General features: G+C 52.1%; 19 protein-coding genes. 10 read left to right on the top strand and 9 right to left on the bottom strand.

Going from position 1 to position 22,442, the window contains the following annotated elements:
- Nucleotides 1-68 precede the first annotated feature (68 nt).
- Nucleotides 69-530, bottom strand: coding sequence for an Lrp/AsnC family transcriptional regulator (locus ABRZ28_RS01805; RefSeq protein ID WP_319603540.1), 462 nt, complete (start codon nucleotides 528-530; stop codon nucleotides 69-71).
- 244 nt (nucleotides 531-774) lie between these two features.
- Here ABRZ28_RS01805 and queC point away from each other — a divergent pair, with 244 nt between their 5' ends.
- Nucleotides 775-1,470, top strand: a complete 696-nt coding sequence (gene queC / locus ABRZ28_RS01810) for a 7-cyano-7-deazaguanine synthase QueC (RefSeq protein WP_330519360.1) — start codon at nucleotides 775-777, stop codon at nucleotides 1,468-1,470.
- Between the two features lie 154 nt (nucleotides 1,471-1,624).
- On the opposite strand, the gene ABRZ28_RS01815 is transcribed toward queC, so the two are convergent.
- The 8 genes from ABRZ28_RS01815 to bolA all read right to left on the bottom strand — a co-directional run bounded on the left by ABRZ28_RS01815 (nucleotide 1,625) and on the right by bolA (nucleotide 11,799).
- A complete protein-coding gene (locus tag ABRZ28_RS01815) occupies nucleotides 1,625-1,987 on the bottom strand; it encodes a helix-hairpin-helix domain-containing protein (protein WP_319603542.1) in 363 nt (120 codons plus the stop codon).
- Between the two features lie 138 nt (nucleotides 1,988-2,125).
- Nucleotides 2,126-4,006, bottom strand: a complete 1,881-nt coding sequence (ppiD, locus tag ABRZ28_RS01820) for a peptidylprolyl isomerase (RefSeq protein WP_319603543.1) — start codon at nucleotides 4,004-4,006, stop codon at nucleotides 2,126-2,128.
- Nucleotides 4,007-4,379: 373 nt separating this feature from the next.
- On the bottom strand, nucleotides 4,380-4,652 hold the full coding sequence (gene hupB / locus ABRZ28_RS01825) for a nucleoid-associated protein HU-beta (RefSeq protein WP_005976031.1): 273 nt from the start codon (nucleotides 4,650-4,652) through the stop codon (nucleotides 4,380-4,382).
- Nucleotides 4,653-4,848: 196 nt separating this feature from the next.
- A complete protein-coding gene (gene lon / locus ABRZ28_RS01830; protein ID WP_319603544.1) occupies nucleotides 4,849-7,215 on the bottom strand; it encodes an endopeptidase La in 2,367 nt (788 codons plus the stop codon).
- A 190-nt stretch (nucleotides 7,216-7,405) separates the two neighbouring features.
- Entirely contained in the window at nucleotides 7,406-8,680 is a 1,275-nt protein-coding gene (gene clpX / locus ABRZ28_RS01835; RefSeq protein ID WP_319603546.1) for an ATP-dependent protease ATP-binding subunit ClpX, read from the bottom strand.
- Between the two features lie 163 nt (nucleotides 8,681-8,843).
- Complete coding sequence (gene clpP / locus ABRZ28_RS01840) at nucleotides 8,844-9,467, bottom strand: ATP-dependent Clp endopeptidase proteolytic subunit ClpP (protein ID WP_319603547.1); 624 nt, start codon at nucleotides 9,465-9,467, stop codon at nucleotides 8,844-8,846.
- Between the two features lie 406 nt (nucleotides 9,468-9,873).
- Nucleotides 9,874-11,178, bottom strand: coding sequence for a trigger factor (tig, locus tag ABRZ28_RS01845; RefSeq protein WP_330519361.1), 1,305 nt, complete (start codon nucleotides 11,176-11,178; stop codon nucleotides 9,874-9,876).
- A gap of 306 nt (nucleotides 11,179-11,484) precedes the next feature.
- Nucleotides 11,485-11,799 carry a transcriptional regulator BolA gene (gene bolA, locus ABRZ28_RS01850; protein WP_330519362.1) on the bottom strand — a complete coding sequence of 105 codons (315 nt, stop codon included), beginning with the start codon at nucleotides 11,797-11,799 and terminating at the stop codon, nucleotides 11,485-11,487.
- A gap of 315 nt (nucleotides 11,800-12,114) precedes the next feature.
- Between bolA and ABRZ28_RS01855 the strand changes: the two genes are divergently transcribed.
- The 9 genes from ABRZ28_RS01855 to ABRZ28_RS01895 all read left to right on the top strand — a co-directional run bounded on the left by ABRZ28_RS01855 (nucleotide 12,115) and on the right by ABRZ28_RS01895 (nucleotide 22,240).
- Nucleotides 12,115-12,693 (top strand): lipoprotein, encoded by a 579-nt coding sequence (locus ABRZ28_RS01855; protein ID WP_319603550.1) that lies wholly within the window; start codon nucleotides 12,115-12,117, stop codon nucleotides 12,691-12,693.
- A gap of 62 nt (nucleotides 12,694-12,755) precedes the next feature.
- Entirely contained in the window at nucleotides 12,756-14,240 is a 1,485-nt protein-coding gene (gene ampG / locus ABRZ28_RS01860; protein ID WP_330519363.1) for a muropeptide MFS transporter AmpG, read from the top strand.
- Nucleotides 14,241-14,651: 411 nt separating this feature from the next.
- Nucleotides 14,652-15,614, top strand: coding sequence for a cytochrome o ubiquinol oxidase subunit II (gene cyoA, locus ABRZ28_RS01865; RefSeq protein ID WP_319603552.1), 963 nt, complete (start codon nucleotides 14,652-14,654; stop codon nucleotides 15,612-15,614).
- A gap of 4 nt (nucleotides 15,615-15,618) precedes the next feature.
- On the top strand, nucleotides 15,619-17,610 hold the full coding sequence (gene cyoB / locus ABRZ28_RS01870; RefSeq protein ID WP_319603553.1) for a cytochrome o ubiquinol oxidase subunit I: 1,992 nt from the start codon (nucleotides 15,619-15,621) through the stop codon (nucleotides 17,608-17,610).
- Nucleotides 17,600-18,214: a cytochrome o ubiquinol oxidase subunit III gene (locus ABRZ28_RS01875; RefSeq protein ID WP_319603554.1), complete on the top strand. Its 615-nt coding sequence runs from the start codon at nucleotides 17,600-17,602 to the stop codon at nucleotides 18,212-18,214. The genes cyoB and ABRZ28_RS01875 overlap by 11 nt, the downstream gene beginning before the upstream one ends.
- On the top strand, nucleotides 18,214-18,546 hold the full coding sequence (locus ABRZ28_RS01880; protein WP_319603555.1) for a cytochrome o ubiquinol oxidase subunit IV: 333 nt from the start codon (nucleotides 18,214-18,216) through the stop codon (nucleotides 18,544-18,546). Before ABRZ28_RS01875 ends, ABRZ28_RS01880 begins: the two co-directional genes overlap by 1 nt.
- 14 nt (nucleotides 18,547-18,560) lie before the next feature.
- Nucleotides 18,561-19,448 (top strand): heme o synthase, encoded by an 888-nt coding sequence (gene cyoE, locus ABRZ28_RS01885; RefSeq protein ID WP_319603556.1) that lies wholly within the window; start codon nucleotides 18,561-18,563, stop codon nucleotides 19,446-19,448.
- A gap of 155 nt (nucleotides 19,449-19,603) precedes the next feature.
- On the top strand, nucleotides 19,604-20,977 hold the full coding sequence (locus ABRZ28_RS01890; protein ID WP_319603557.1) for an MFS transporter: 1,374 nt from the start codon (nucleotides 19,604-19,606) through the stop codon (nucleotides 20,975-20,977).
- A gap of 426 nt (nucleotides 20,978-21,403) precedes the next feature.
- Nucleotides 21,404-22,240 carry a transporter substrate-binding domain-containing protein gene (locus tag ABRZ28_RS01895; protein WP_330519364.1) on the top strand — a complete coding sequence of 279 codons (837 nt, stop codon included), beginning with the start codon at nucleotides 21,404-21,406 and terminating at the stop codon, nucleotides 22,238-22,240.
- Nucleotides 22,241-22,442 lie beyond the last annotated feature (202 nt).

A 22,442-nucleotide genomic window follows, 5' to 3' on the forward strand; every position in this document is an offset into this window, starting at 1 on the left:
TTCCAATATTCAGAAGTGCGGGTATCAACCCGGGAAAATGATTATACAGAAAGCTTATGACCGATGAATTAGAGAGATAACGGCAGCGCCGTCGTGTACTTGATGCGCTCCATCGCGAAACTGGACGTCACATCCACCAGTCCCGGAATACCATTCACCAACCGCTTATAAAAATCATCATAGCTTTTCATATCAGCAACCTGTACTTGCATCAGATAATCATACTCTCCGGCCATCCGATAGAAAGACAATACTTCAGGCATTTCCGACACGACGCGGGTGAACGTTTGATACCAGACGCTGTTATGTTGCTGGGTTTTCAATAATACAAACGCCGTTAATCCCAGACCCAGCCGCTCATTATCCAGCAACGCGACGCGCCCGCGGATATAGCCTTCCTCTTCCAGCCGCTTCAATCTTTTCCAGCAAGGGGTGGACGTGAGATTGACCGACTCAGCCAGCGTTTGCAGTGAAAGCGTGCAGTCCTGTTGCAGTAAACTCAACAAGGTACGATCTATTTTATCTAACATGGCGCCATTCCGTAGGAAAGTTTTCTCCAATTTCCCCGCATTAAAGATAAAAAGGCAACTTTTTTCGGCAAAAATCAATCCAACGCCGGTAGAAAGCGGGTAATCAAAGCTCGTCACGATGCCCGTCGCTTGCCGCGATGCCAGCGATCGCTGAATGACGACAAATTTTCAGGTAACATACCGACTTTATGCCCAACGCATGCTACCCACGTTGCGGCCCCAATTGCATCAAGGTAAATGAAAAATGAAGCGCGCGGTTGTCGTTTTCAGCGGTGGACAAGATTCCACAACCTGCCTGATTCAGGCTCTGAAGCACTATGATGAAGTTCACTGTATTACCTTCGATTACGGACAACGTCACCGTGCGGAAATCGAGATAGCCAGTGAGCTCTCACGGAAACTTGGCGCAACCGCGCATAAAGTTTTGGATGTCGGTTTACTGAATGAACTGGCCGCCAGCAGTCTGACGCGCGACAACATTCCCGTACCCGACTATGACAGCGATGCGCAAGGACTTCCCAGTACATTTGTCCCAGGGCGGAATATCCTTTTCCTGACGCTGGCGTCTATCTATGCCTATCAGGTTGGCGCCGAAGCCGTTATTACCGGCGTGTGCGAAACGGACTTCTCCGGTTATCCGGACTGCCGGGACGAATTCGTCAAGGCATTGAATCAGGCTGTCGTATTGGGTATTGCGCGCGACATTCGCTTCGTCACGCCCTTGATGTGGCTCAATAAGGCGGAAACCTGGGCGCTGGCGGACTATTATCAGCAGTTGGATACCATCCGTCATCACACCCTGACCTGCTATAACGGTATTAAAGGCGATGGCTGCGGTCATTGCGCCGCCTGTCATCTACGGGCCAACGGCTTGCAGGCGTATCAGCGCGATCCGGCCGCAATAATGGCGGCGCTGAAGCAGAAAACCGGGTTACGATAACCATCGTCAATAAAAATCAGGCAAGGTCGACGGCCCCTATCACACGCTTGCCCGCCATCACGTTGGAACGACGTGTCCATCTCGGTGACCTGTCCTGGCTATGCGCCGCAGAGCAGTTCGCAACCGGTAGAACTTCCACCGGTTGCGAAAAGCATCACAGTTTTAAACGCGACAAATTACGCTTAACCAACGCGGCGCCGATCCCCGGAACTTCCTGCAACTGCTCTATCTGCGTGAAAGGGCCGTTTTGTTCACGGTAACTCACGATTGCTTCCGCTTTTTTAAGACCGACGCCGTTCATCACGCCCGCCAGATCTTCCGCCGTCCCCGTGTTAATGCTTACTTCATCCTCTTCAGCGGCGGGAAGCAATGCCTTTTCCGTCTTTTGAGAGGCCGGGGCTGACTTCGCTTCAATACCGGCATTTTCGTTTTTTGGCGCCGCCTGCGCCAATAGCGGCAACCCCGACAAACTCATGCCGACGATCAGACAAAGCGCTCTTACTCCAGACTTTTTCATGCTGTTTCCTCCATGTGTTTGACAGCCCGGCTACCTTGCCGCAAGCCTTGTCGCACCGCAAATGGCCTTGTCTCAATGTGGAAAAGGCCGCGAAAGCGGCCTTTTGGCGTTGCAACGGTTTGCAAATTTATGCGGAGCTTATTGCTGTTCCTGAGCGGCGGAACCCTGCTTAATTTTCGCTTCGCTGCGCAAGCTAATCAGTAAGGCATCAAATAGCGATCCTACCGTACTTTGCTGTATCTGACCGGCGAACTGCTCTTTCTGCTGATCGGTCAATGGGTGCGGATTCACGCTGTCGAGCGCCACCAACACCACATTACCCGCCTGATCCTGGGTAATGCCGTAAGATGATTGATCTTTGGCAGGATGAGGCAGAGCAAAAACAGACTCGGCCATCACGTCCCCCTGAGAAAGCGAAGACAGGGTTTTCGGCTCGCCGAAACTCAGTTTCGCCGCTTTTAGCGCATCATCCTTGCCCTGTTTCAGGTCGGCCAGAATTTTTTCAGCGTCCACGCGGGCTTGCTGTTCCGCCTTCTGACGTTTAACCGTCTGAATGACCTGATCGCGCACCTGATCCAGCGGACGCGTGCTTTCCGCTTTATGATCGGTAACCCGGATGACAAAGGCACGATCGCCGTCAACGCTGATCACGTCGGAATTGCTTCCGGGGCTGCCGCTTTCGCCAATCAGTCCGCCATCAAAAATGGCCTGAGTCACAGGCTGGAAATTCAAGGCGGCAGGTACCTGCTCGCGAGTAAACCAGTCAGTCTGCGTCGCCTTCACGCCGGCGGCTTCTTCGGCGGAAGCCAAAGACTCATTGTCGTTGCTGGCGGCCTCGCTGACTTTTTGCTGTAAGGCAAAATATTCATCGAGCGCTTTTTCATGCTTAACCTTGGCGGCAATCTCGTCACGCACTTCGCCAAGCGGTTTAACCTGAGACGGCTGGATATCATCCAGACGCACGACCAAATATCCCACCGAGGATTTGATTGCCGCAGAGAGCTGCCCTTTCTCCGTCAGATTCGCTTGCTTAAGATCGTCAACGATGGCGTTTTCATCCATCCATCCCAAATCCCCGCCGTTGCGACGAGAAATCGGGTCCGTCGACTTTTCTTTCGCCAGGGTCGCAAAGTCTGCGCCTTGTTTAAGCGCATCCAGCGCAGACTGCGCCTCCGCATCGGTTTTTACCTGAATGATGCTGAATTTCTTGCGTTCGGGCTGGGTATAGTCGTTTTTATTTTTTTCATAAAAATCAGCGATAGCCGCATCATCGACCACGGTTTTATCCATCAGGCTCGCGGCGTCCAGCGTGATATAGCTGACCTTGAACGCTTCCGGCGCAATGAAACGGATCTTATTCTGGTCGTAATAGCTTTGAATTTCCTCATCAGAAGCGGTTTGAGCTTTAGCGCCGGCGTCAATATCGATGGTCGCCAGACGAACTACCCTATCCTGGGCGGCAAGCTTGACCAGATTGTCGATTTCCTGCGGCAGGATGAACGCCGTATCGCCAAACCCGCGAATCAGCTGCTGGGAAGTCAATTGCTTGCGCAGCAGTTCGGCATAGCCATCGGGCGTCAAACCCAGACGACGAACCTGAGCCAGATATTTTTCATTATCAAAACGGTTATTCGTCTGGAATGCCGGAACAGCGAAAATCGCCTGCTTGATCTGTTCATCGCTGATGTTCAGCCCTAAGGTGTCGGCATATTGATCCAACAGGACTTCATCAATCAGCTGAGAGAGCGCCTGCTGGCGCAGTTGCTGCATATAGCCCTCGTTGCCCGCCAGAATGGAAAAGTTTTCACCTAACGCGTTTTGCTGGCGGTTACGCTCGTTCTGTACGGCTTGCTCAAGCTGAGCACTGGAAATTTCCTGCCCATTAACCTTCGCGGCATAGTTTCCGGAGCCGCCGATAAGATAATCGCCGACGCCGGTTAAAACGAACGATGCAATGATTAAGGCAAGAATAATTTTGAGCACGACGTTATTAGCGGCCGCGCGTAAATTGTCCATCATAATGTGACAACACTCCGCTGTAGAATGAATAACACTCCCTGCGCTGGTAAAACCATGCATCCTCCACAAACAAGGCTAGGGCGAGTTTAATCTTTATCTGACAATAGTAACCTGAATTACCCGCTAAAAAACATCAGGAATGTTCTTTAACATTGCACCACAATGACCACTAAAGCACGCCGCCGCGAATAACCGGCATAAAAGATCGCCGGGAGCAATGTTGAACATCGCGTGCGGCAGCCCCAGAGGCGGTGGGCAAAACGGCCCGTCATAATAAAAGGCACATCATAAAATGATGCGCCTCGTATCTTACCCTACCATTATCTTTGCGTCAGGTAATGTTTGGCTACCCGCCAAACCTGTGACGTAATAATCAGTTAACGGCGTCTTTCAGCGTCTTACCGGCACGGAAGCCTGGTACTTTTGCTGCCGGGATACTGATTTCTTTACCCGTCTGCGGGTTACGACCGGTACGAGCAGCGCGTTCACGTACGGAGAAAGTACCGAAACCAACCAGAGCAACATCATCTCCTTCTTTCAGAGATTCAGTTACGGAACCAATAATTGCATCCAACACACGCCCTGCCGCTGCCTTGGAAATGTCAGCATCTGCGGCAATTTTGTCGATCAATTGTGACTTGTTCACTCTTTCATCCCCTTTGGAATTCTATGGTCGCGCTGAAATTCCCAAAACACGACACCAAATTTATAACAATCCTGTCAGACCTTAGCAAGTTACCGCTAAAACCAACAGTGCTCTAACTTAGCGGTACAAAAAAAAGCTGGCAAGCACGATTTCACTTACCAGCTCTGATTTTCTCAAGGGTTTTTGCGATATATCACTATTTCGCCTTGGCCGTAGAGGTAACAACCTGCATACCATACGGCGCATTCTGCAATGCCAGCGACAGAACTTCCTCGATCCGTTTCACCGGATGGATGTCCAGATCGGCGATGACGTTTTGCGGAATCTCTTCAAGATCGCGCTTGTTATCATCCGGGATCAATACCGTTTTGATACCGCCGCGATGGGCTGCCAGCAGTTTCTCTTTCAAACCGCCGATGGGCAGCACCAGACCACGCAAGGTAATCTCCCCCGTCATGGCGACATCAGCCCGCACCGGATTCCCGGTCAGACAGGAGACCAGCGCGGTACACATCGCAATCCCGGCGCTCGGGCCGTCTTTCGGCGTCGCGCCTTCGGGAACATGCACGTGGATATCGCGTTTTTCATAGAAATCCGCATTGATGCCCAGCTTATCGGCTCTGGCGCGCACCACGGTGAGCGCGGCCTGAATCGACTCCTGCATGACCTCGCCCAATGACCCGGTATACGTCAGCTTGCCTTTACCAGGAACACAGGCGGTTTCAATGGTCAACAGGTCGCCGCCCACCTCCGTCCACGCCAATCCGGTAACCTGACCGACACGGTTTTCATCATCCGCCCGACCATAATCGAAGCGCTGTACGCCAAGGAAATCCTTGAGGTTGTCGCCGGTGATCTCGATATGCTTAACCGATTTATCCATCAACAGCGTTTTCACCGCTTTGCGGCATAGTTTGGAAATTTCCCGTTCCAGACTACGCACGCCTGCTTCACGCGTGTAGTAACGGATAATGCCGACAATCGCACTATCATCAACCACCAGCTCGTTTTTCTTCAGCGCATTGCGTTCAATCTGTTTCGGCAGCAGATGCTGTTTGGCAATGTTCAGCTTTTCGTCTTCGGTATAGCCGGAAAGGCGGATCACTTCCATACGATCAAGCAGCGGCGCAGGAATGTTCATCGAGTTGGATGTTGCGACAAACATCACATCCGACAGATCGTAATCCACTTCCAGATAGTGGTCGTTAAACGCCACGTTCTGTTCCGGGTCCAGCACTTCCAGCAATGCCGAAGCGGGATCGCCGCGCATGTCGGAAGACATTTTGTCGATCTCATCCAACAGGAACAGCGGGTTTTTCACCCCGACTTTCGCCATCTTCTGGATCAATTTACCCGGCATGGAACCGATATAGGTACGACGGTGACCACGGATTTCCGCTTCATCACGCACCCCGCCCAGCGCCATCCGCACGTACTGACGACCGGTCGCTTTGGCGATAGACTGCCCCAACGAGGTTTTACCCACCCCCGGCGGCCCGACCAGACACAGGATCGGCCCTTTGATCTTGCTGACGCGACTCTGCACCGCAAGGTATTCCAGAATGCGTTCTTTGACGCGCTCAAGGCCATAATGGTCGGTATCCAGCATCTCCTGCGCCTTGCGCAAATCTTTCTTCACTTTGCTGCGGGCATTCCAGGGAACCTGCACCATCCAGTCGATATAACCGCGTACCACCGTCGCCTCAGCAGACATCGGCGACATCATCTTCAGCTTTTGCAGTTCCGCTTCGGTTTTTTCGCGCGCTTCCTTCGGCATTTTCGCCGCTTCAATCTTGCGCTTCAGCGCTTCATGTTCGTCCGGCGCATCATCCATTTCGCCGAGTTCTTTCTGAATCGCTTTCATTTGCTCATTCAGATAATACTCGCGCTGGCTCTTCTCCATCTGCTTCTTGACGCGGCTGCGGATCCGCTTTTCAACCTGCAACAGGTCGATTTCGGATTCCATCATCGCCATCAGATACTCTAAACGTTCCGTTATATCGGACATTTCAAGCACCGACTGCTTATCCGTCAGCTTCAGCGGCATATGGGCGGCGATGGTATCGGCCAGACGCGCGGCATCGTCAATGCTGTTCAACGATGTCAGCACTTCCGGCGGGATCTTTTTATTCAGCTTGATATAACCTTCGAACTGATTGATTGCCGTGCGCATCAGAACTTCCTGCTCACGCTCGTCAATCGCCGGGGAATCAAGATATTCCGCCTGCGCGGTGAAATGTTCGCCGCTGTCAGACAGTGTCGTAATACGCGCACGCTGCAACCCTTCAACCAGCACTTTCACCGTGCCGTCCGGCAGTTTCAGCATTTGAAGAATCGAGGCTACCGTCCCTACCGAGAAAAGATCGTTAATACTTGGCTCATCCGTTGAAGCTTCTTTCTGCGCCACCAGCATGATCTTTTTATCATGATCCATCGCGGCTTCAAGGCACCGAATTGACTTTTCCCGACCAACAAACAACGGAATCACCATGTGCGGATAAACCACCACATCGCGCAGCGGCAATACGGGGATTTCTATGCGTTCGGAACGCTCAGGGTTCATAGAGCTCTCTCTTAGTTTCGTTTCCGCCAGGTTAAGGGAATCTCGTGAAACACGATCTTCACGGGTTTCACCAAATAGGTAATTGAGTATATGGGGATAAATATCTTACATTCAACGATCAGAATCCGTGTAAAAGCGAATGGGGGATAAAATCCCCCATTTTTGCCTTGCAAGACGTTTTTTTGGTTAACTATTCGCCGGATGCCTGCTGAGCTTCGGGCTTACCGTAGATCAACAAAGGCTCGGACTGACCAGCGATGACTGACTCATCAATCACCACTTTATCAACGCTTTCCAGTGACGGCAGGTCGTACATGGTATCCAGCAATGCGGCTTCCACGATTGAGCGCAAACCACGCGCGCCGGTTTTACGCGCCATCGCTTTCTTGGCGATCGCCGTCAGCGCTTCATCACGAAACTCCAGCTCAACGCCTTCCAGGTTGAACAACGCCTGATACTGCTTGGTCAGCGCATTTTTCGGTTCACGCAGAATCTGGATCAGCGCATCTTCGCTCAGTTCTTTCAGCGTGGCGACCACCGGCAAACGACCGATAAATTCAGGGATCAATCCAAACTTGATCAAATCGCCGGGTTCGACCTGGCCTAACAGCTCGCCTTCCGTCGCCTTTTCCGACGTCCCTTTTACCGTCGCGCCAAAACCGATGCCGCGTCCGGTGTCGGTACGCTGCTCGATAACCTTGTCCAGACCGGCAAACGCGCCGCCGCAAATAAAGAGGATCTTGGAGGTATCAACCTGCAAAAACTCCTGCTGCGGATGCTTGCGCCCGCCCTGCGGCGGCACCGCGGCGATGGTCCCTTCGATCAGTTTCAGCAGCGCTTGCTGAACCCCTTCGCCGGACACGTCGCGCGTAATCGACGGGTTGTCGGATTTACGTGAAATCTTGTCGATTTCATCAATATAGACAATCCCGCGCTGCGCTTTCTGCACATCATAGTCACATTTTTGCAGCAGCTTCTGAATGATGTTCTCCACGTCCTCGCCCACATAACCGGCTTCGGTCAGCGTAGTGGCGTCGGCCATGGTGAACGGTACGTCCAGAAAACGCGCCAGCGTTTCCGCCAGCAATGTTTTACCGCTACCGGTCGGGCCGATCAGCAAAATGTTACTTTTGCCCAATTCGATGCCGTTACTGCTGTCGCCGTTGCGTAACCGTTTATAGTGGTTATATACCGCGACCGACAGCACCTTCTTGGCCTGTTCCTGACCGATGACGTAATCGTCAAGATGGTGACGGATTTCATGCGGCGTCGGTAGCGCACTGCGCTCACGATGCGGAGACACTTCTTTAATTTCTTCGCGAATAATGTCGTTACACAAGTCAACACATTCATCGCAGATATACACTGACGGCCCGGCAATCAGCTTGCGTACTTCATGCTGGCTTTTGCCGCAGAAAGAGCAGTACAGCAACTTTCCTGAACCGTCTTTGCGCTTATCTGTCATCAGTAAACCTCTTCTTAGTCTTTTGCCCGCAGGCCAACCACAGCGATATCGCTACAGCGAACGCCGACATTTATAGCCAATACGCGCAAGCATACACTGCACAACAGACTATCGGTCGAACACTGATTTTTCAGCCACTATAAACTGCTCACATCGCAAAACATCAATGACGATTAGTGAATACAGAATCTACCAGACCGTAGTCTACCGCCTCATTGGCGGAGAGGAAACGGTCGCGCTCAGTGTCTCTTTCTATCACTTCAAGAGGCTGACCCGTATGTTTGGCCATCAATTCATTCATTCTGGCCTTCACTTTCAATATTTCTTTGGCATGGATTTCAATATCCGTTGCCTGCCCCTGGAATCCGCCCAGCGGCTGGTGAATCATTACCCGGGAATTGGGCAGGCAGATACGTTTGCCCTTCGCGCCCGCGGCCAGCAGGAACGACCCCATGGAACAAGCCTGTCCCATACAGATGGTGCTGACGTCCGGCTTGATAAACTGCATGGTATCGTAGATGGACATGCCGGCGGTAATGACGCCCCCAGGGGAGTTGATGTACAGGAAAATGTCTTTTTCCGGATTTTCAGCTTCCAGAAACAGCATCTGGGCGACGATCAGGTTCGCCATATGATCTTCGACCTGACCGGTCAGGAAGATGATCCGTTCTTTAAGCAGACGGGAATAAATATCGTAAGAACGTTCCCCACGAGAGGTTTGCTCAACCACCATCGGCACCAGGGCCATGTGCGGTGCTTGTCTTTCTTGTTCGCCACTGTATGACATTCACGTCTCCTAAATAAAATACGTCCGGCATCATTCTTGTCCGATTCTACTTTAGATAAATGATGATGACCATGCCGATGCATGCGCTTCATTCATCCAAGGGACAAACACGATTGGCCGGAGATCCCTAATGATGCCTCTTTTTCTCTTCAGTTATTTGGGGTATCCGCACCGTTTTTTCAAGCTTACACTATCCCTTGTTTTACATTAAAGTGTTATCGGCGATAACGTCAACGTCCAACCAGCCGGCGCGACATACTCTTTTTATAGTAGTGTACTTTAAGGCATTCCGTTGAAAAACCAACCGATGATCAGGCTATCATTTAAATAGAAAAAACCCGCGCCATAGGGCTACGGGCTTTTTTGACAGGGGAAAAAATCCCCTGAAAAACAAAGATAATGATGCTTATGCTGTCGTAGTCTGATTCATCAGCTCGTTAAAGCCGACGGATTTTTCAACCACTTTTGCCTTGGCAAGCAGCGTTTCAACCGCTTGTTCTTCCAGGGCAACGTTGCGCATGTTGTTCATCAGTTCTTTGTTTTTGCTGTAGAACTCGACAACTTCCTGCGGATCTTCATACGCGGAAGCCATTTCGTCGATCAACACTTTAACGCGCTCTTCGTCAGCTTTCAGCTCATTGGCGCTGATGACTTCACCCAGCAGCAGACCAATAACAACGCGGCGTTTGGCTTGCTCTTCAAACAGTTCGCGCGGCAGTTCCAGCGCCTGTTTTTCGTTGCCGCCGAAACGCTGCGCAGCCTGACGACGCAGAACGTCGATTTCGCCGTCGATCAGCGCAGCCGGAACGTCGATGTCGTTCGCTTTGATCAGACCATCCAGAACCTGGGTTTTCACACGGTTACGTACCGCGCCTTTCAGCTCACGTTCCATATTTTTGCGAACTTCGGCACGCAGACCTTCCTGAGAACCATCTTCCACGCCGAAACGTTTGATGAATTCTTCAGTCAGTTCAGGCAATTCACGCTCTTCGACCTTTTTCAGCACGATGGCGAATTTAGCCGCCTTACCTTTCAGGTTTTCCGCGTGGTAGTCTTCAGGGAAGTTCACATCAATCGTGAATTCTTCGCCGGCTTTGTGACCGACAACGCCATCTTCAAAACCAGGGATCATACGACCCTGGCCCATCGCCAGTACGAAGTCGGAAGCTTTACCGCCTTCAAACTCTTCGCCATCGATAGAACCGGTGAAATCGAGGGTCACGCGATCTTCAGCAGTCGCCGCACCGTCGCTTTCCTTCCAGGTCGCCTGCTGTTTACGCAGCGTTTCCAGCATGGTATCGACATCGGCTTCCGTCACTTCAACAACCGGTTTTTCGACTTCGATTGATTCCAGATCTTTCAGTTCAACTTCTGGATACACTTCGAATTCAACGGAGTAAGTGAAGTCGCCGCCCACTTGATATTCACCCGGAACATAGTTCGGCGCACCAACTGGGTTAATCTTTTCCTTGATGATGGCATCAACGAAATTACGCTGCATCAAATCGCTCAGCACGTCCTGACGCACGGATGCACCATAACGCTGAGCAACAATATTCATCGGCACTTTGCCTTTGCGAAAGCCGTCAATACGTACTTTTTTGGCCGCGTTGACCAGCTCGCTCTTAACTGCACTCTCAATGCTGTCAGCAGCAACGGTAATCGTTACACGGCGCCCAAGGCCTTGAGTGGTTTCAACAGAAACTTGCATCTTGTTACCTCAAAAAATCACAGTGCTCGGTCAACCCCAAAACTATTCTCACAACAGCAAAGCTCAATTCCAAACGAGGCGCCAGCAGCGCTCGACGGAAAAAAACCTTACAGAACCGGGACGGCTACCATGTTGTTACCAGACCCTTGTTCCCTGTAGTCAGAAGCGTCCCGAATACATTCCGGAAAAATAGACGCCGCATTATAGCGGTATAGATAGGATGAGTCGAGGACGGCGGATAGACTATTCAAAGGGACTAGCGCTCTTTTTCATCCAACCCGTCCGGAAACGGGTTGGATCCGAAATCTAGGACATGATGCCCGCGCCGCCGCAGGGCGGTGACGAAGGGACGGCATTTTGCAGGCTATCCCACTCTTTGGCCGTGTAGGTATGTAATGCCAACGCATGCACCGAACTCGCCAGTTCCGCGGCCAGCACCGCATAGATAGCCCGATGACGTCCCAACATCCGCTCCCCGGCAAAACGGTCGCTGACGATAACGACTTTGAAATGGCTTTCAGAACCGGCGGGTACATTATGACGATAGCTTTCATCAATCACTTCCAGGTGAAGCGGTTCGAATTCCGCCCGCAATTTTTCCTCTATAACCTGACGCATCATACGGCTTCCCCTTCGACGCTGAAAAGTTCGGTATCAGCCCGGCGTCTCTGTCGTTGACAGACTGGCCGTCCGCTTCAATCTTAGCTATTTTTCAAGCCGTTATGATCGCTGACGCCTCGCTGCCGGCAGATAATAAATAGCAGCTAAATGGCGTATCTTCACCGACGCTGACGTGATAACGACAACGATGACGGGAATAAAGATAAATTTCAGAAAAATTTACCCCGACTCCGCTCTTTCCCCCGTCGGCGGCAATGATATGATACCAGCAATTTTTGTCAGCTAACCACCCTAATCATTACTGAGAAATTACGCATGTTAAAAAAATTATTTTTCCCGCTTTTAGCTGTACTGATGCTTGCCGGCTGCGCAAGTAAAAGCAACACGCTTAACGTGACGCCGAAGATTACGCTTCCTTCACAGGATCCGACGCTGATGGGCGTGACGATCAGTATCAATGGCGCAGATCAACGCGCCGACCAGGCTCTGGCGAAAGTAAACCGCGAGGGACAACTGGTTACCCTGACCCCGTCGCGCGACCTGCGTTTCCTGTTGCAGGAAGCGCTGGAAAAACAGATGACCGCCCGGGGCTATATGATCGGTACCGGCGGCCCGGTCGCTGTACAGATCGTGGTCAACAATCTGTATGCCGACGTCTCCGAAGGAAACCTGCGTTACAACATCACGACCAAAGCCGACATTTCCATCATCTCCCAGGCCGCCAACGGCAACAAACAGGTTAAGAACTATCGTTCAACCTATAATGTTCAGGGCGCTTTCACGGCGACCAACGATAAAATCACCGATGCGGTCAATACGGTGTTGGCCGATGTCATCAATGACATGGCGCAGGACACCAGCGTCAGCGCCTTCATTAAAGAAAACGCCCGTTAATCTTTCCATTCCGCTTCCTTTGCTCCGCAACCTTCCCTGCGGAGCAAGGGAAAGGACTTTTCATGCTTAGTCGTATCGTTAATCTGTTTAGTCAGCGTAATTCACTTTTCCTTCTGCTGCTGGGTTTTGCTTCCGGTCTGCCTCTGGCGTTGACGTCCGGCACGCTGCAAGCCTGGATGACGGTGGAAAACGTCGATCTGAGAACCATCGGCTTTTTTTCCCTGGTCGGGCAAGCCTACGTGTTCAAATTTTTGTGGTCGCCGCTGATGGATCGCTATACTCCGCCGTTCCTTGGCAGACGCCGGGGATGGTTGGTGCTCAGCCAGCTCTCTCTGGTTGGCGCGATTATCGCCATGGGGTTTATGAATCCAGCGGACCACCTGTGGTGGCTGGCCGCGCTGGCGGTGCTGGTGGCTTTCTGCTCGGCCTCGCAGGATATTGTTTTCGACGCCTACAAAACGGACCTGCTGCCGCCGGAAGAACGGGGAACCGGCGCGGCGGTTTCGGTATTGGGTTATCGCCTGGCCATGCTGGTTTCCGGCGGACTGGCGCTATGGATTGCAGACCGGGTATTAGGCTGGCAGGCCACTTACTGGCTGATGGGCGGGTTGATGCTCATCGGCGCGCTCGCCACCCTGCTGGCGCCGGAACCGCATAACAGCCAACCCGCGCCCCGCACCATTGAGCAGGCGATCGTCGCGCCGTTGCGTGACTTCTTCGGACGCAACAATGCCTGGCTGATATTGCTGTTAATCGTGCTGTATAAATTGGGCGACGCCTTCGCCATCACCCTGACCACCACCTTCCTTATTCGCGGCGTCGGCTTCAATGCCGGCGATGTCGGTCTGATCAACAAAACGCTCGGGTTGTTCGCCACTATTGTCGGCGCCGTTTATGGCGGACTGCTGATGCAGCGGCTAACGTTGTTCAGGGCGTTAATGCTGTTCGGGATTTTGCAGGCGGTTTCCAATGCGGGTTACTGGCTGTTATCCGTCACCGATAAAAACATGTTCACCATGGCCAGCGCCGTCTTTCTGGAGAACCTGTGCGGCGGGATGGGTACCTCGGCGTTCGTGGCGTTGTTGATGACGCTGTGCAACAGATCGTTTTCCGCCACGCAATTCGCCCTGCTGTCGGCCCTTTCCGCCGTGGGGCGGGTCTATGTCGGCCCGATTGCCGGCTGGTTTGTTGAGTCCTACGGCTGGGCGTGGTTTTATCTGTTTTCCATCTTCGCCGCCCTGCCGGGGCTGGCGCTGTTGATGGTGTGTCGGGGAACGCTGGAATACACGCAACAAACCGACGATTTTCTGCCGCGCAACGCTTTTTCCCGTTATTATGCCGGGGCGTTACGCACGCTGGCTATCGGCGCAGGCTTGCTGGGGTTATGGTTGGCATTGCTGATTACCAACGCCATCGGCTGGACCATCCTGCCGCGGCTGGCTGATTACTTGCTGATGACGGGCGGCGGATTGGCGCTGCTGGGCATTATTCTGGGCAGCCTGCTGGATTATCTCGCGTTGCGAGCGCCCTTAACGCGTTCCGGTTGAACGCTTTAAGGGGATAAAAGCGCCTTATTGTGCTGTTTTCCCCTTATTAAATTATTTTTATTCTGAATAATGTCGTAATGAAAAGATTTATTTCATCGCGCCAAACATTTCGCCGAAACAAATTTTCTACGGCGAGAAGTCTCGCTGTGGCGGGAATTTTCGCCGCTTTGAAAATAAAAGCGGCTAGCGGTTGTAATTTTTTATTATCAATCCATACTTTTGCTTGGGTAACGAGATAATTCCCTGTTTTTAAATACCATTTTTATTCACCGCTGACTTTGTGACAATCCGTGCAAAAAGCGGCAACAACTGGCTGACATAACCTTAATCATGTTTACAGTACAGTAACCTTCCCGTAAAATGCCCGCTCGCGTGAAATGACAATAGAGCCCTTGTAATTGAGGTCGCTAGATGAGACTCAGGAACTACAATAAAATTTTTGGGATGTTGTCTTTATTTGCAGCTACCGTACTACTCAGCGGCTGCGATATGGCACTGATGAATCCCAAAGGACAAGTCGGGTTAGAACAAAGATCGTTAATACTGACGGCCATCGGGCTGATGTTGATCGTTGTTGTTCCCGTCATCATTATGACGATCGCCTTTGCCTGGAAGTTCAGAGCTTCCAATGAAAAGGCAAAGTATACCCCCAACTGGTCGCACTCCAACAAGATTGAAGCCGTTGTCTGGACCGTGCCGATTATTATCGTGGCGATCCTTGCCGCTATCACCTGGAAGACAACCCATTCGCTTGATCCCTATAAGCCTTTGGAATCAGACGTTAAGCCAATTAACGTCGAAGTGGTTTCCCTTGACTGGAAATGGCTGTTTGTTTACCCGGACCTGGGCATTGCCAGCGTTAATGAACTGGCGTTCCCGGCAAACGTTCCTGTCGCATTCAAAATCACCTCTGACTCGGTCATGAATTCCTTCTTCATTCCGCGTCTCGGGGGCCAGATATACGCCATGGCCGGTATGCAAACCAAGCTTCATTTGATCGCGAATGAACCTGGAAAATATGACGGGATTTCCGGCGGCTATAGCGGAAAAGGCTTCTCCGGCATGAAGTTCACCGCCATTGCCACCCCCACCCAGCAGGAATTCGACCAATGGGTGGCGAACGTCCGTGCATCGACCAAAACGCTCGACAGCATGGATGAGTTCAATAAGCTGGCTCAGCCAAGTGAATACCATCCCGTGGAATACTTCTCCAGCGTTCAACCGGATTTGTTCAGAAATATTATTCGCAAATTCACAGGCAACGACATGAACATGCAACATCATGGTGACGGCATGAAGCACGACGAAAACATGCCGCACAGTGAGGGTGTGAACATGAGTGAGCATGCCTCACATCAAGGAGCCGAGGGATAATAAGATGTTCGGAAAACTTACACTCGATGCAATTCCGTATCATGAACCCATCATCATGGTTACCGTGGTGGCGATCATCGTCGGCGGCCTGGCGCTGCTGGCGGCATTAACCTATTTCGGCAAGTGGAAATGGTTATGGACGGAATGGTTTACCTCCGTAGACCATAAAAAGATCGGCATCATGTATGTCATCGTCGCGCTGGTGATGATGATACGTGGTTTCGCCGACGCCATCATGATGCGTGGTCAGCAGGCGCTTGCCTCCGCCGGCGAAGCCGGCTTCCTCAACGCCCACCACTACGATCAGATCTTTACCGCGCACGGCGTGATCATGATTTTCTTTGTGGCGACGCCGTTCGTTGTGGGGTTGATGAACCTGGCGGTGCCGCTGCAAATCGGCGCCCGCGACGTGGCGTTCCCTTTCCTGAACTCGCTGAGTTTCTGGTTGTTCGTCGCCGGCGTCATTCTGATCAACATCTCTCTGGGGGTCGGCGAATTCGCCCAGACCGGTTGGGTGGCCTATCCGCCGCTTTCGGGTAAGGAGTACAGTCCCGGCGTCGGGGTCGATTACTGGATATGGAGTCTACAGATATCCGGTTTAGGCACCACGCTGACCGGCGTTAACTTCTTCGCCACCATCATGAAAATGCGCGCGCCCGGCATGTCATTGATGAAAATGCCGGTATTTACCTGGACGGCGCTGTGTACCAACGTGCTGATTATCGCCGCCTTCCCGATTTTAACCGTGACCATCGCGCTGCTGACGCTGGATCGTTACCTCGGCACCCATTTCTTTACCAATGATATGGGCGGCAACATGATGATGTATATCAACCTCATCTGGGCCTGGGGTCATCCGGAAGTTTACATTCTGGTGCTGCCGGTATTCGGTATCTATTCCGAAGTCGTGGCTACGTTCTGTAAAAAACGGCTGTTCGGCTACACCTCGCTGGTGTGGGCGACCATCGCGATTACCGTACTGTCGTTCGTCGTCTGGCTGCACCACTTCTTCACCATGGGTTCCGGCGCCAACGTCAACGCCTTCTTCGGCATCGCCACGATGATTATTTCCATCCCGACCGGGGTGAAAATCTTTAACTGGCTGTTCACCATGTATCAGGGCCGCATTCAGTCGCACTCCGCGATGCTGTGGACCACCGGTTTCATCATCACCTTCTCCATCGGCGGGATGACCGGCGTATTGCTGGCGGTGCCGGGCGCCAACTTCGTGCTGCACAACAGCCTGTTCCTGATCGCTCACTTCCACAACGTGATCATCGGCGGCGTGGTGTTCGGTTGCTTTGCCGGCATCACTTACTGGTTCCCGAAAGCGTTCGGCTTCACCCTGAACGAAACCTGGGGTAAACGCGCGTTCTGGTTCTGGATCATCGGCTTCTTCGTTGCCTTTATGCCGCTGTACGTACTGGGCTTTATGGGCATGACCCGTCGTCTAAGTCAGCAAATCAACCCGGAATTCCATCCTCTGCTGCTGGTGGCTTCCGCGGGCGTCGTGCTTATCGGCATCGGTATTCTGTGCCAGGTGATGCAGTTCTACGTCAGTATTCGCGATCGCCATCAGAACCGCGACCTGACGGGCGACCCGTGGGACGGCCGTACGCTGGAATGGTCAACCTCTTCTCCGGCGCCGTTCTATAACTTCGCCACCGTGCCGCACGTCAACGATCGCGATGCGTTCTGGGACGACAAAGAGAAAGGCCAGGCTTATAAGCGCCCGGCGGGTTACGAAGAGATCCATATGCCGAAAAATACCGGCGCGGGCGTGATCATCTCTGCATTCAGCCTGGTGTTCGGTTTTGCCATGATCTGGCATATCTGGTGGCTGGCGATTATCGGCTTCGCCGGTATGGTCGTGACCTGGATCGTGCATAGCTTTAATCAGGACGTTGACTACTACGTGCCGGTTAAAGACATCGAGCAAATTGAGAATCAGAATTTTGATCAAATCAGCAAAGCAGGTCTGAAACATGTCAACTGAAACTCTGACTAACCATAGCGCAGCCCATGCCGAGCATGGGCACCACGATGCGGGGGCCACCAAGGTATTCGGCTTCTGGATCTACCTGATGAGCGACTGCATCCTGTTTGCGTCTCTGTTCGCGACCTATGCCGTGCTGGTTAACGGTACCGCGGGCGGCCCGACGGGAAAGGACATTTTCGAACTGCCTTTCGTACTGGTGGAAACCTTCGTTCTGCTGTTCAGCAGCATTACCTACGGCATGGCGATGATCGCCATGCACAAGGGGAATAAATCGCAGGTTAATCTCTGGCTGGGACTGACGTTCCTGTTCGGGCTGGCGTTTATCGCCATGGAAATCTATGAATTCCACCACCTGATCGCCGAAGGTTTCGGCCCGGATCGCAGCGCTTTCCTGTCGGCGTTCTTTGCGTTGGTCGGCACCCACGGCATCCACGTGACCGCCGGTCTGATCTGGCTCGCCATCTTGATGGCGCAGGTTTCCAGCCGTGGGCTGACCGCCGTCAACAGAACCCGCCTGATGTGCCTGAGCCTGTTCTGGCACTTCCTGGACGTGGTCTGGATTTGCGTGTTCACCGTTGTTTATCTGATGGGGGCGATGTAATGAGTCATTCAACCACCGATCATGCAGGCGCCAGCCACGGTAGCGCCAAATCCTATCTGATAGGGTTTGTTCTGTCCGTTATCCTGACCGTGATCCCTTTTGCGATGGTCATGGCCGGTTCAGCCTCACATAACGTCATCATCCTGGCCGTTGTCGGATGTGCGGTTATCCAGATTCTGGTTCATCTGGTGTACTTCCTGCATCTGAGTTCCGCCTCGGAAGAGCGCTGGAACGTGGTGGCCCTTGTGTTTACCGTCCTGATTATCGCCATTGTCGTCGTCGGTTCCATATGGATTATGTGGAACACGCACGCCAATATGATGATCCAGTAACCGAGCCGTAAAAGATGATTAAATACCTGCAAGTCACTAAACCAGGCATTATTTTCGGTAATCTGATTTCTGTTATCGGCGGATTTCTCCTCGCCGCGCAAGGCAGCATTGATTACCCCCTGTTCCTTTCCACGCTGTTTGGAGTATCGCTGGTCGTTGCGTCGGGTTGTGTGTTTAACAACGTTATCGACCGCGATATCGACAAAAAAATGGAGAGAACCAAAAACAGGGTTCTGGTGAAGGGTCTGATTTCGCTGAAGGTAACCCTGGTTTACGCTTCGCTGCTGGGTATTGCCGGTTTTGCGCTGCTGTATATCGCCGCCAATCCGCTGGCCATGTGGCTGGCGGTGATGGGCTTCGTGGTTTATGTCGGCGTTTACAGCCTGTATATGAAGCGTCATTCGGTTTACGGCACGCTGATTGGCAGCCTGTCCGGCGCCGCGCCGCCGGTTATCGGTTATTGCGCCGTCAGCAACCAATTCGACGCAGGCGCGCTGATTCTGCTGCTGATCTTCAGCCTGTGGCAGATGCCGCACTCCTACGCGATCGCCATTTTCCGCTTTAAGGATTACCAGGCCGCCAATATTCCGGTATTGCCGGTGGTGAAAGGCATTTCCGTGGCGAAAAACCATATCACGCTGTATATCCTGGCGTTTATGATTGCCACCCTGATGCTGTCTCTGGGCGGTTATGCGGGTTACAAATACCTGGTGGTTGCCGCCGCCGTCAGCGTGTGGTGGTTAGGCATGGCGTTGTCAGGCTATAAAAACGCCAATGATGACCGGGTATGGGCGAAAAAACTGTTTATCTTCTCGATTGTCGCCATTACCTCGCTGAGCGTGATGATGTCCGTTGACTCCATCGCGCCGACGCAGGAAGTGTTACTGACTTATTTACGTTAATCATCGGCACGCCGCTCAAGCAACCCTTCCGGCTTTCCCCCCGCCCCTCCCCTTCGCTGGGGAGGGCGTCAATGGCAAATACCGTAACAAACCTGTCGTTTACGCAAAGACGAATAACGCACTAGAATAACGCCGACTGTTTTCCAGAGGTATTAATGAACGACAATAAAATGACTCCCGGCGAGCTGCGCGCAACGTGGGGGCTAGGTACGGTATTTTCGCTGCGTATGCTCGGCATGTTTATGGTACTGCCCGTTCTGACCACCTACGGCATGGCATTGCAGGGCGCCAGCGAATCGCTTATCGGCGTTGCTATCGGCATTTATGGCCTGATGCAGGCGATTTTTCAAATTCCCTTTGGTCTGATGTCGGATCGTATCGGCCGCAAGCCTTTGATTGTCGTTGGCCTGCTGGTCTTTACCCTGGGCAGCGTCATCGCCGCGCTCAGCGACTCCATCTGGGGAATCATTCTTGGCCGCGCGCTACAGGGTTCCGGGGCGATTTCCGCCGCGGTGATGGCTTTGCTGTCCGATCTTACCCGCGAGCAAAATCGAACCAAAGCGATGGCCTTTATCGGCGTCAGCTTCGGCGTCACTTTTGCCATCGCCATGGTGGCAGGCCCTATCGTCACCCATGCTTTTGGCTTGCAGGCCTTATTCTGGGGGATTGCCGCGCTGGCGCTGATGGGCATTGCGATCACCATGACTCTGATCCCCGTCCCTCCGGCTCACGTGCTGAATCGGGAATCGGCCATCGTACGCGGCAGCTTTCATAAGGTTTTAGCCAATAGCCGCCTGCTGAAACTGAACTTCGGCATTATGAGTTTGCATATTCTGCTGATGTCGAGCTTTGTGGCGTTGCCGCGCGTAATGGAACAGGCCGGACTTGCGCCGCAGGATCACTGGAAAGTCTATCTGGTCACCATGCTGGTTTCCTTCGCCGGCGTCGTACCGTTCATTATCTACGCCGAGTTGAAACGACGTATGAAGCAGGTATTCGTCGGCTGCATTGCGGTGCTTATCGCCGCCGAGCTGGCGCTGTGGGGCGCGGGTAATCAGCTCTGGCAGATTATCGCCGGCGTGCAGTTGTTTTTTCTGGCGTTTAACGTGATGGAAGCACTATTGCCGTCGTTGATCAGCAAAGAATCGCCAGCCGGCTATAAAGGCACCGCGATGGGCGTGTATTCCACGACACAGTTTCTTGGCGTGGCTATCGGCGGCAGTCTGGGCGGCGCCCTGTTTGAACTCTATGGCGCGGCGGTCGTCTTCGCGGCCGGCGCAGGCATCGCCGTATTGTGGCTGCTTATCGGCTTCACCATGCAGGAGCCGCCCTACCTCAGCAGTCTGAGAATTACCCTCTCCGATTTGGCTTTGCATCACCGCGATCTCGAACAACAAATGCGTACCCAGCCCGGCGTGGCGGAGGTGATTATCGTGCCGGATGAGCGCAGCGCTTACGTCAAGATCGATAATAAGAAAATCAACCGACAGCAGTTAGAACAGTGGCTGCTGACCCTGAGTTCGCATTAAACGCCTATATCCTTGTTTCATCTGGCAATATCCTATTCACGAAAGCGCGCAAGGGCTAAATCAATCATCTGATAAATCAGCTTAATGACCGCCGTATCCCTATTTTAAAATAGGGATTAACGGTCGTCCGCACCGTCATTGTGCAACTGCTCCGGTATCGAACATTAAAAGCCCTTATCAATCCTGTCAATCGACAAAACCCCCGCAGTCAGACGAAAATTCACCGGTTATCGGCTGCGCCATAAAAATAAAATCAGCCATTATTATTGGCTATCGCCCCCGATATATTGCGCATAGAGACAGTGAAATAAGTTAAGTTTATGTCCGGGTTTACATAGATAATAATTTCTTATTTTATAAGGTGGCATGATATATGCTTTTCAACAAAGGAATAACTTAAACCGCCAGCCTATCAAGGGGAATGACATGGACGAAAATTTATCCGAGAAAAAAACATATTTTATGAAAAAATATACGATTCCCGTGTGTGCCGCGCTGTTATCCGCACTAATAAAACCCGTATTCGCGGAATCGCTGAAGGTGGGCGCAGACCTCACCTACCCGCCTTATAATTATATTGAAAATCATAAAGCGGCTGGTTTTGATGCGGAATTTATCAGCATGGTGGTAAAAGAACTTAACGTAACGCCGGAATTTATCGACACGCGCTTCGCTAATCTTATTATGGGAGTGAACAACGGAAAATTTGACGTTATCGCCTCTTCATTATATATGACGCCAGAGCGAGCAAAACAGATCGACTTTATTCCCTATGTAAAAACCGGCGGTGTATTAATCGCCAGAAAAGGCGATGCCTTTCAGCCGACGGAGCTCGGCATGCTATGCGGTAAAAAAGTCAGCTCAATCAAAGGCGCCGCGTGGGTGTTTAAAATGGCCCGGGAATCTAAAACCCTGTGTGTCGATAAGGGGCTGAAACCGATTGATATCAGAGAGTTTCCAACGGCCCCGGAAGCAAGTCAGGCCGTCATGTCCCGGGCTGTCGATGTGCAGTTTGACGATTCGGCGGTGGCATTCGATGTCGCCAAAAAAACGCAGCGGCTGACCGTAAGCAGCGGCATTATTTATCCTATCCTCATTGGACTGGGCGTGAAAAAAGGTAACGAAGAGACCTATAAAACGCTTGATGCGGCGGTAAAAAAAGTCGTCCAGTCGCCAGAATATAAAACATTGCTGACCAATTATAATCTTACGGCTTCCTCGCCGAGCGAGGTTGAAGCCGCACTCAACGGCACGCTTCAGTAAAGGAGAACATGCCGGTTAACAGGGCTTATTAGCCGCCGGCATTTAATTAATAAATCCTGTCGGGACGGTAATGACGCCTCGGGAGTATTTTTTTAAACCATAACGATACGGACATTCTCACAGGGTGAATTTATCCAATTTTTACCCTATATGAGTCTGTTTCGGATAACGACTGGCCACAACAACGGTGTTTCCTGACGCC

The sequence above is a fragment of the Brenneria sp. g21c3 genome, from assembly GCF_040240345.1.
Lineage (GTDB): Bacteria > Pseudomonadota > Gammaproteobacteria > Enterobacterales > Enterobacteriaceae > Brenneria.

What these genes read in the sequence shown, in the direction of transcription:
- cyoB (WP_319603553.1), top strand. Translation starts at nt 15,619, where the DNA reads ATGTTCGGAAAACTTACACTCGATGCAATTCCGTATCATGAACCCATC.
- ABRZ28_RS01890 (WP_319603557.1), top strand. Translation starts at nt 19,604, where the DNA reads ATGAACGACAATAAAATGACTCCCGGCGAGCTGCGCGCAACGTGGGGG.
- cyoE (WP_319603556.1), top strand. Translation starts at nt 18,561, where the DNA reads ATGATTAAATACCTGCAAGTCACTAAACCAGGCATTATTTTCGGTAAT.
- ABRZ28_RS01895 (WP_330519364.1), top strand. Translation starts at nt 21,404, where the DNA reads ATGGACGAAAATTTATCCGAGAAAAAAACATATTTTATGAAAAAATAT.
- ABRZ28_RS01805 (WP_319603540.1), bottom strand. Translation starts at nt 530, where the DNA reads ATGTTAGATAAAATAGATCGTACCTTGTTGAGTTTACTGCAACAGGAC.
- ppiD (WP_319603543.1), bottom strand. Translation starts at nt 4,006, where the DNA reads ATGATGGACAATTTACGCGCGGCCGCTAATAACGTCGTGCTCAAAATT.
- cyoA (WP_319603552.1), top strand. Translation starts at nt 14,652, where the DNA reads ATGAGACTCAGGAACTACAATAAAATTTTTGGGATGTTGTCTTTATTT.
- clpX (WP_319603546.1), bottom strand. Translation starts at nt 8,680, where the DNA reads ATGACAGATAAGCGCAAAGACGGTTCAGGAAAGTTGCTGTACTGCTCT.
- tig (WP_330519361.1), bottom strand. Translation starts at nt 11,178, where the DNA reads ATGCAAGTTTCTGTTGAAACCACTCAAGGCCTTGGGCGCCGTGTAACG.
- lon (WP_319603544.1), bottom strand. Translation starts at nt 7,215, where the DNA reads ATGAACCCTGAGCGTTCCGAACGCATAGAAATCCCCGTATTGCCGCTG.
- clpP (WP_319603547.1), bottom strand. Translation starts at nt 9,467, where the DNA reads ATGTCATACAGTGGCGAACAAGAAAGACAAGCACCGCACATGGCCCTG.
- ampG (WP_330519363.1), top strand. Translation starts at nt 12,756, where the DNA reads ATGCTTAGTCGTATCGTTAATCTGTTTAGTCAGCGTAATTCACTTTTC.
- bolA (WP_330519362.1), bottom strand. Translation starts at nt 11,799, where the DNA reads ATGATGCGTCAGGTTATAGAGGAAAAATTGCGGGCGGAATTCGAACCG.
- ABRZ28_RS01880 (WP_319603555.1), top strand. Translation starts at nt 18,214, where the DNA reads ATGAGTCATTCAACCACCGATCATGCAGGCGCCAGCCACGGTAGCGCC.
- ABRZ28_RS01875 (WP_319603554.1), top strand. Translation starts at nt 17,600, where the DNA reads ATGTCAACTGAAACTCTGACTAACCATAGCGCAGCCCATGCCGAGCAT.
- queC (WP_330519360.1), top strand. Translation starts at nt 775, where the DNA reads ATGAAGCGCGCGGTTGTCGTTTTCAGCGGTGGACAAGATTCCACAACC.
- ABRZ28_RS01815 (WP_319603542.1), bottom strand. Translation starts at nt 1,987, where the DNA reads ATGAAAAAGTCTGGAGTAAGAGCGCTTTGTCTGATCGTCGGCATGAGT.
- ABRZ28_RS01855 (WP_319603550.1), top strand. Translation starts at nt 12,115, where the DNA reads ATGTTAAAAAAATTATTTTTCCCGCTTTTAGCTGTACTGATGCTTGCC.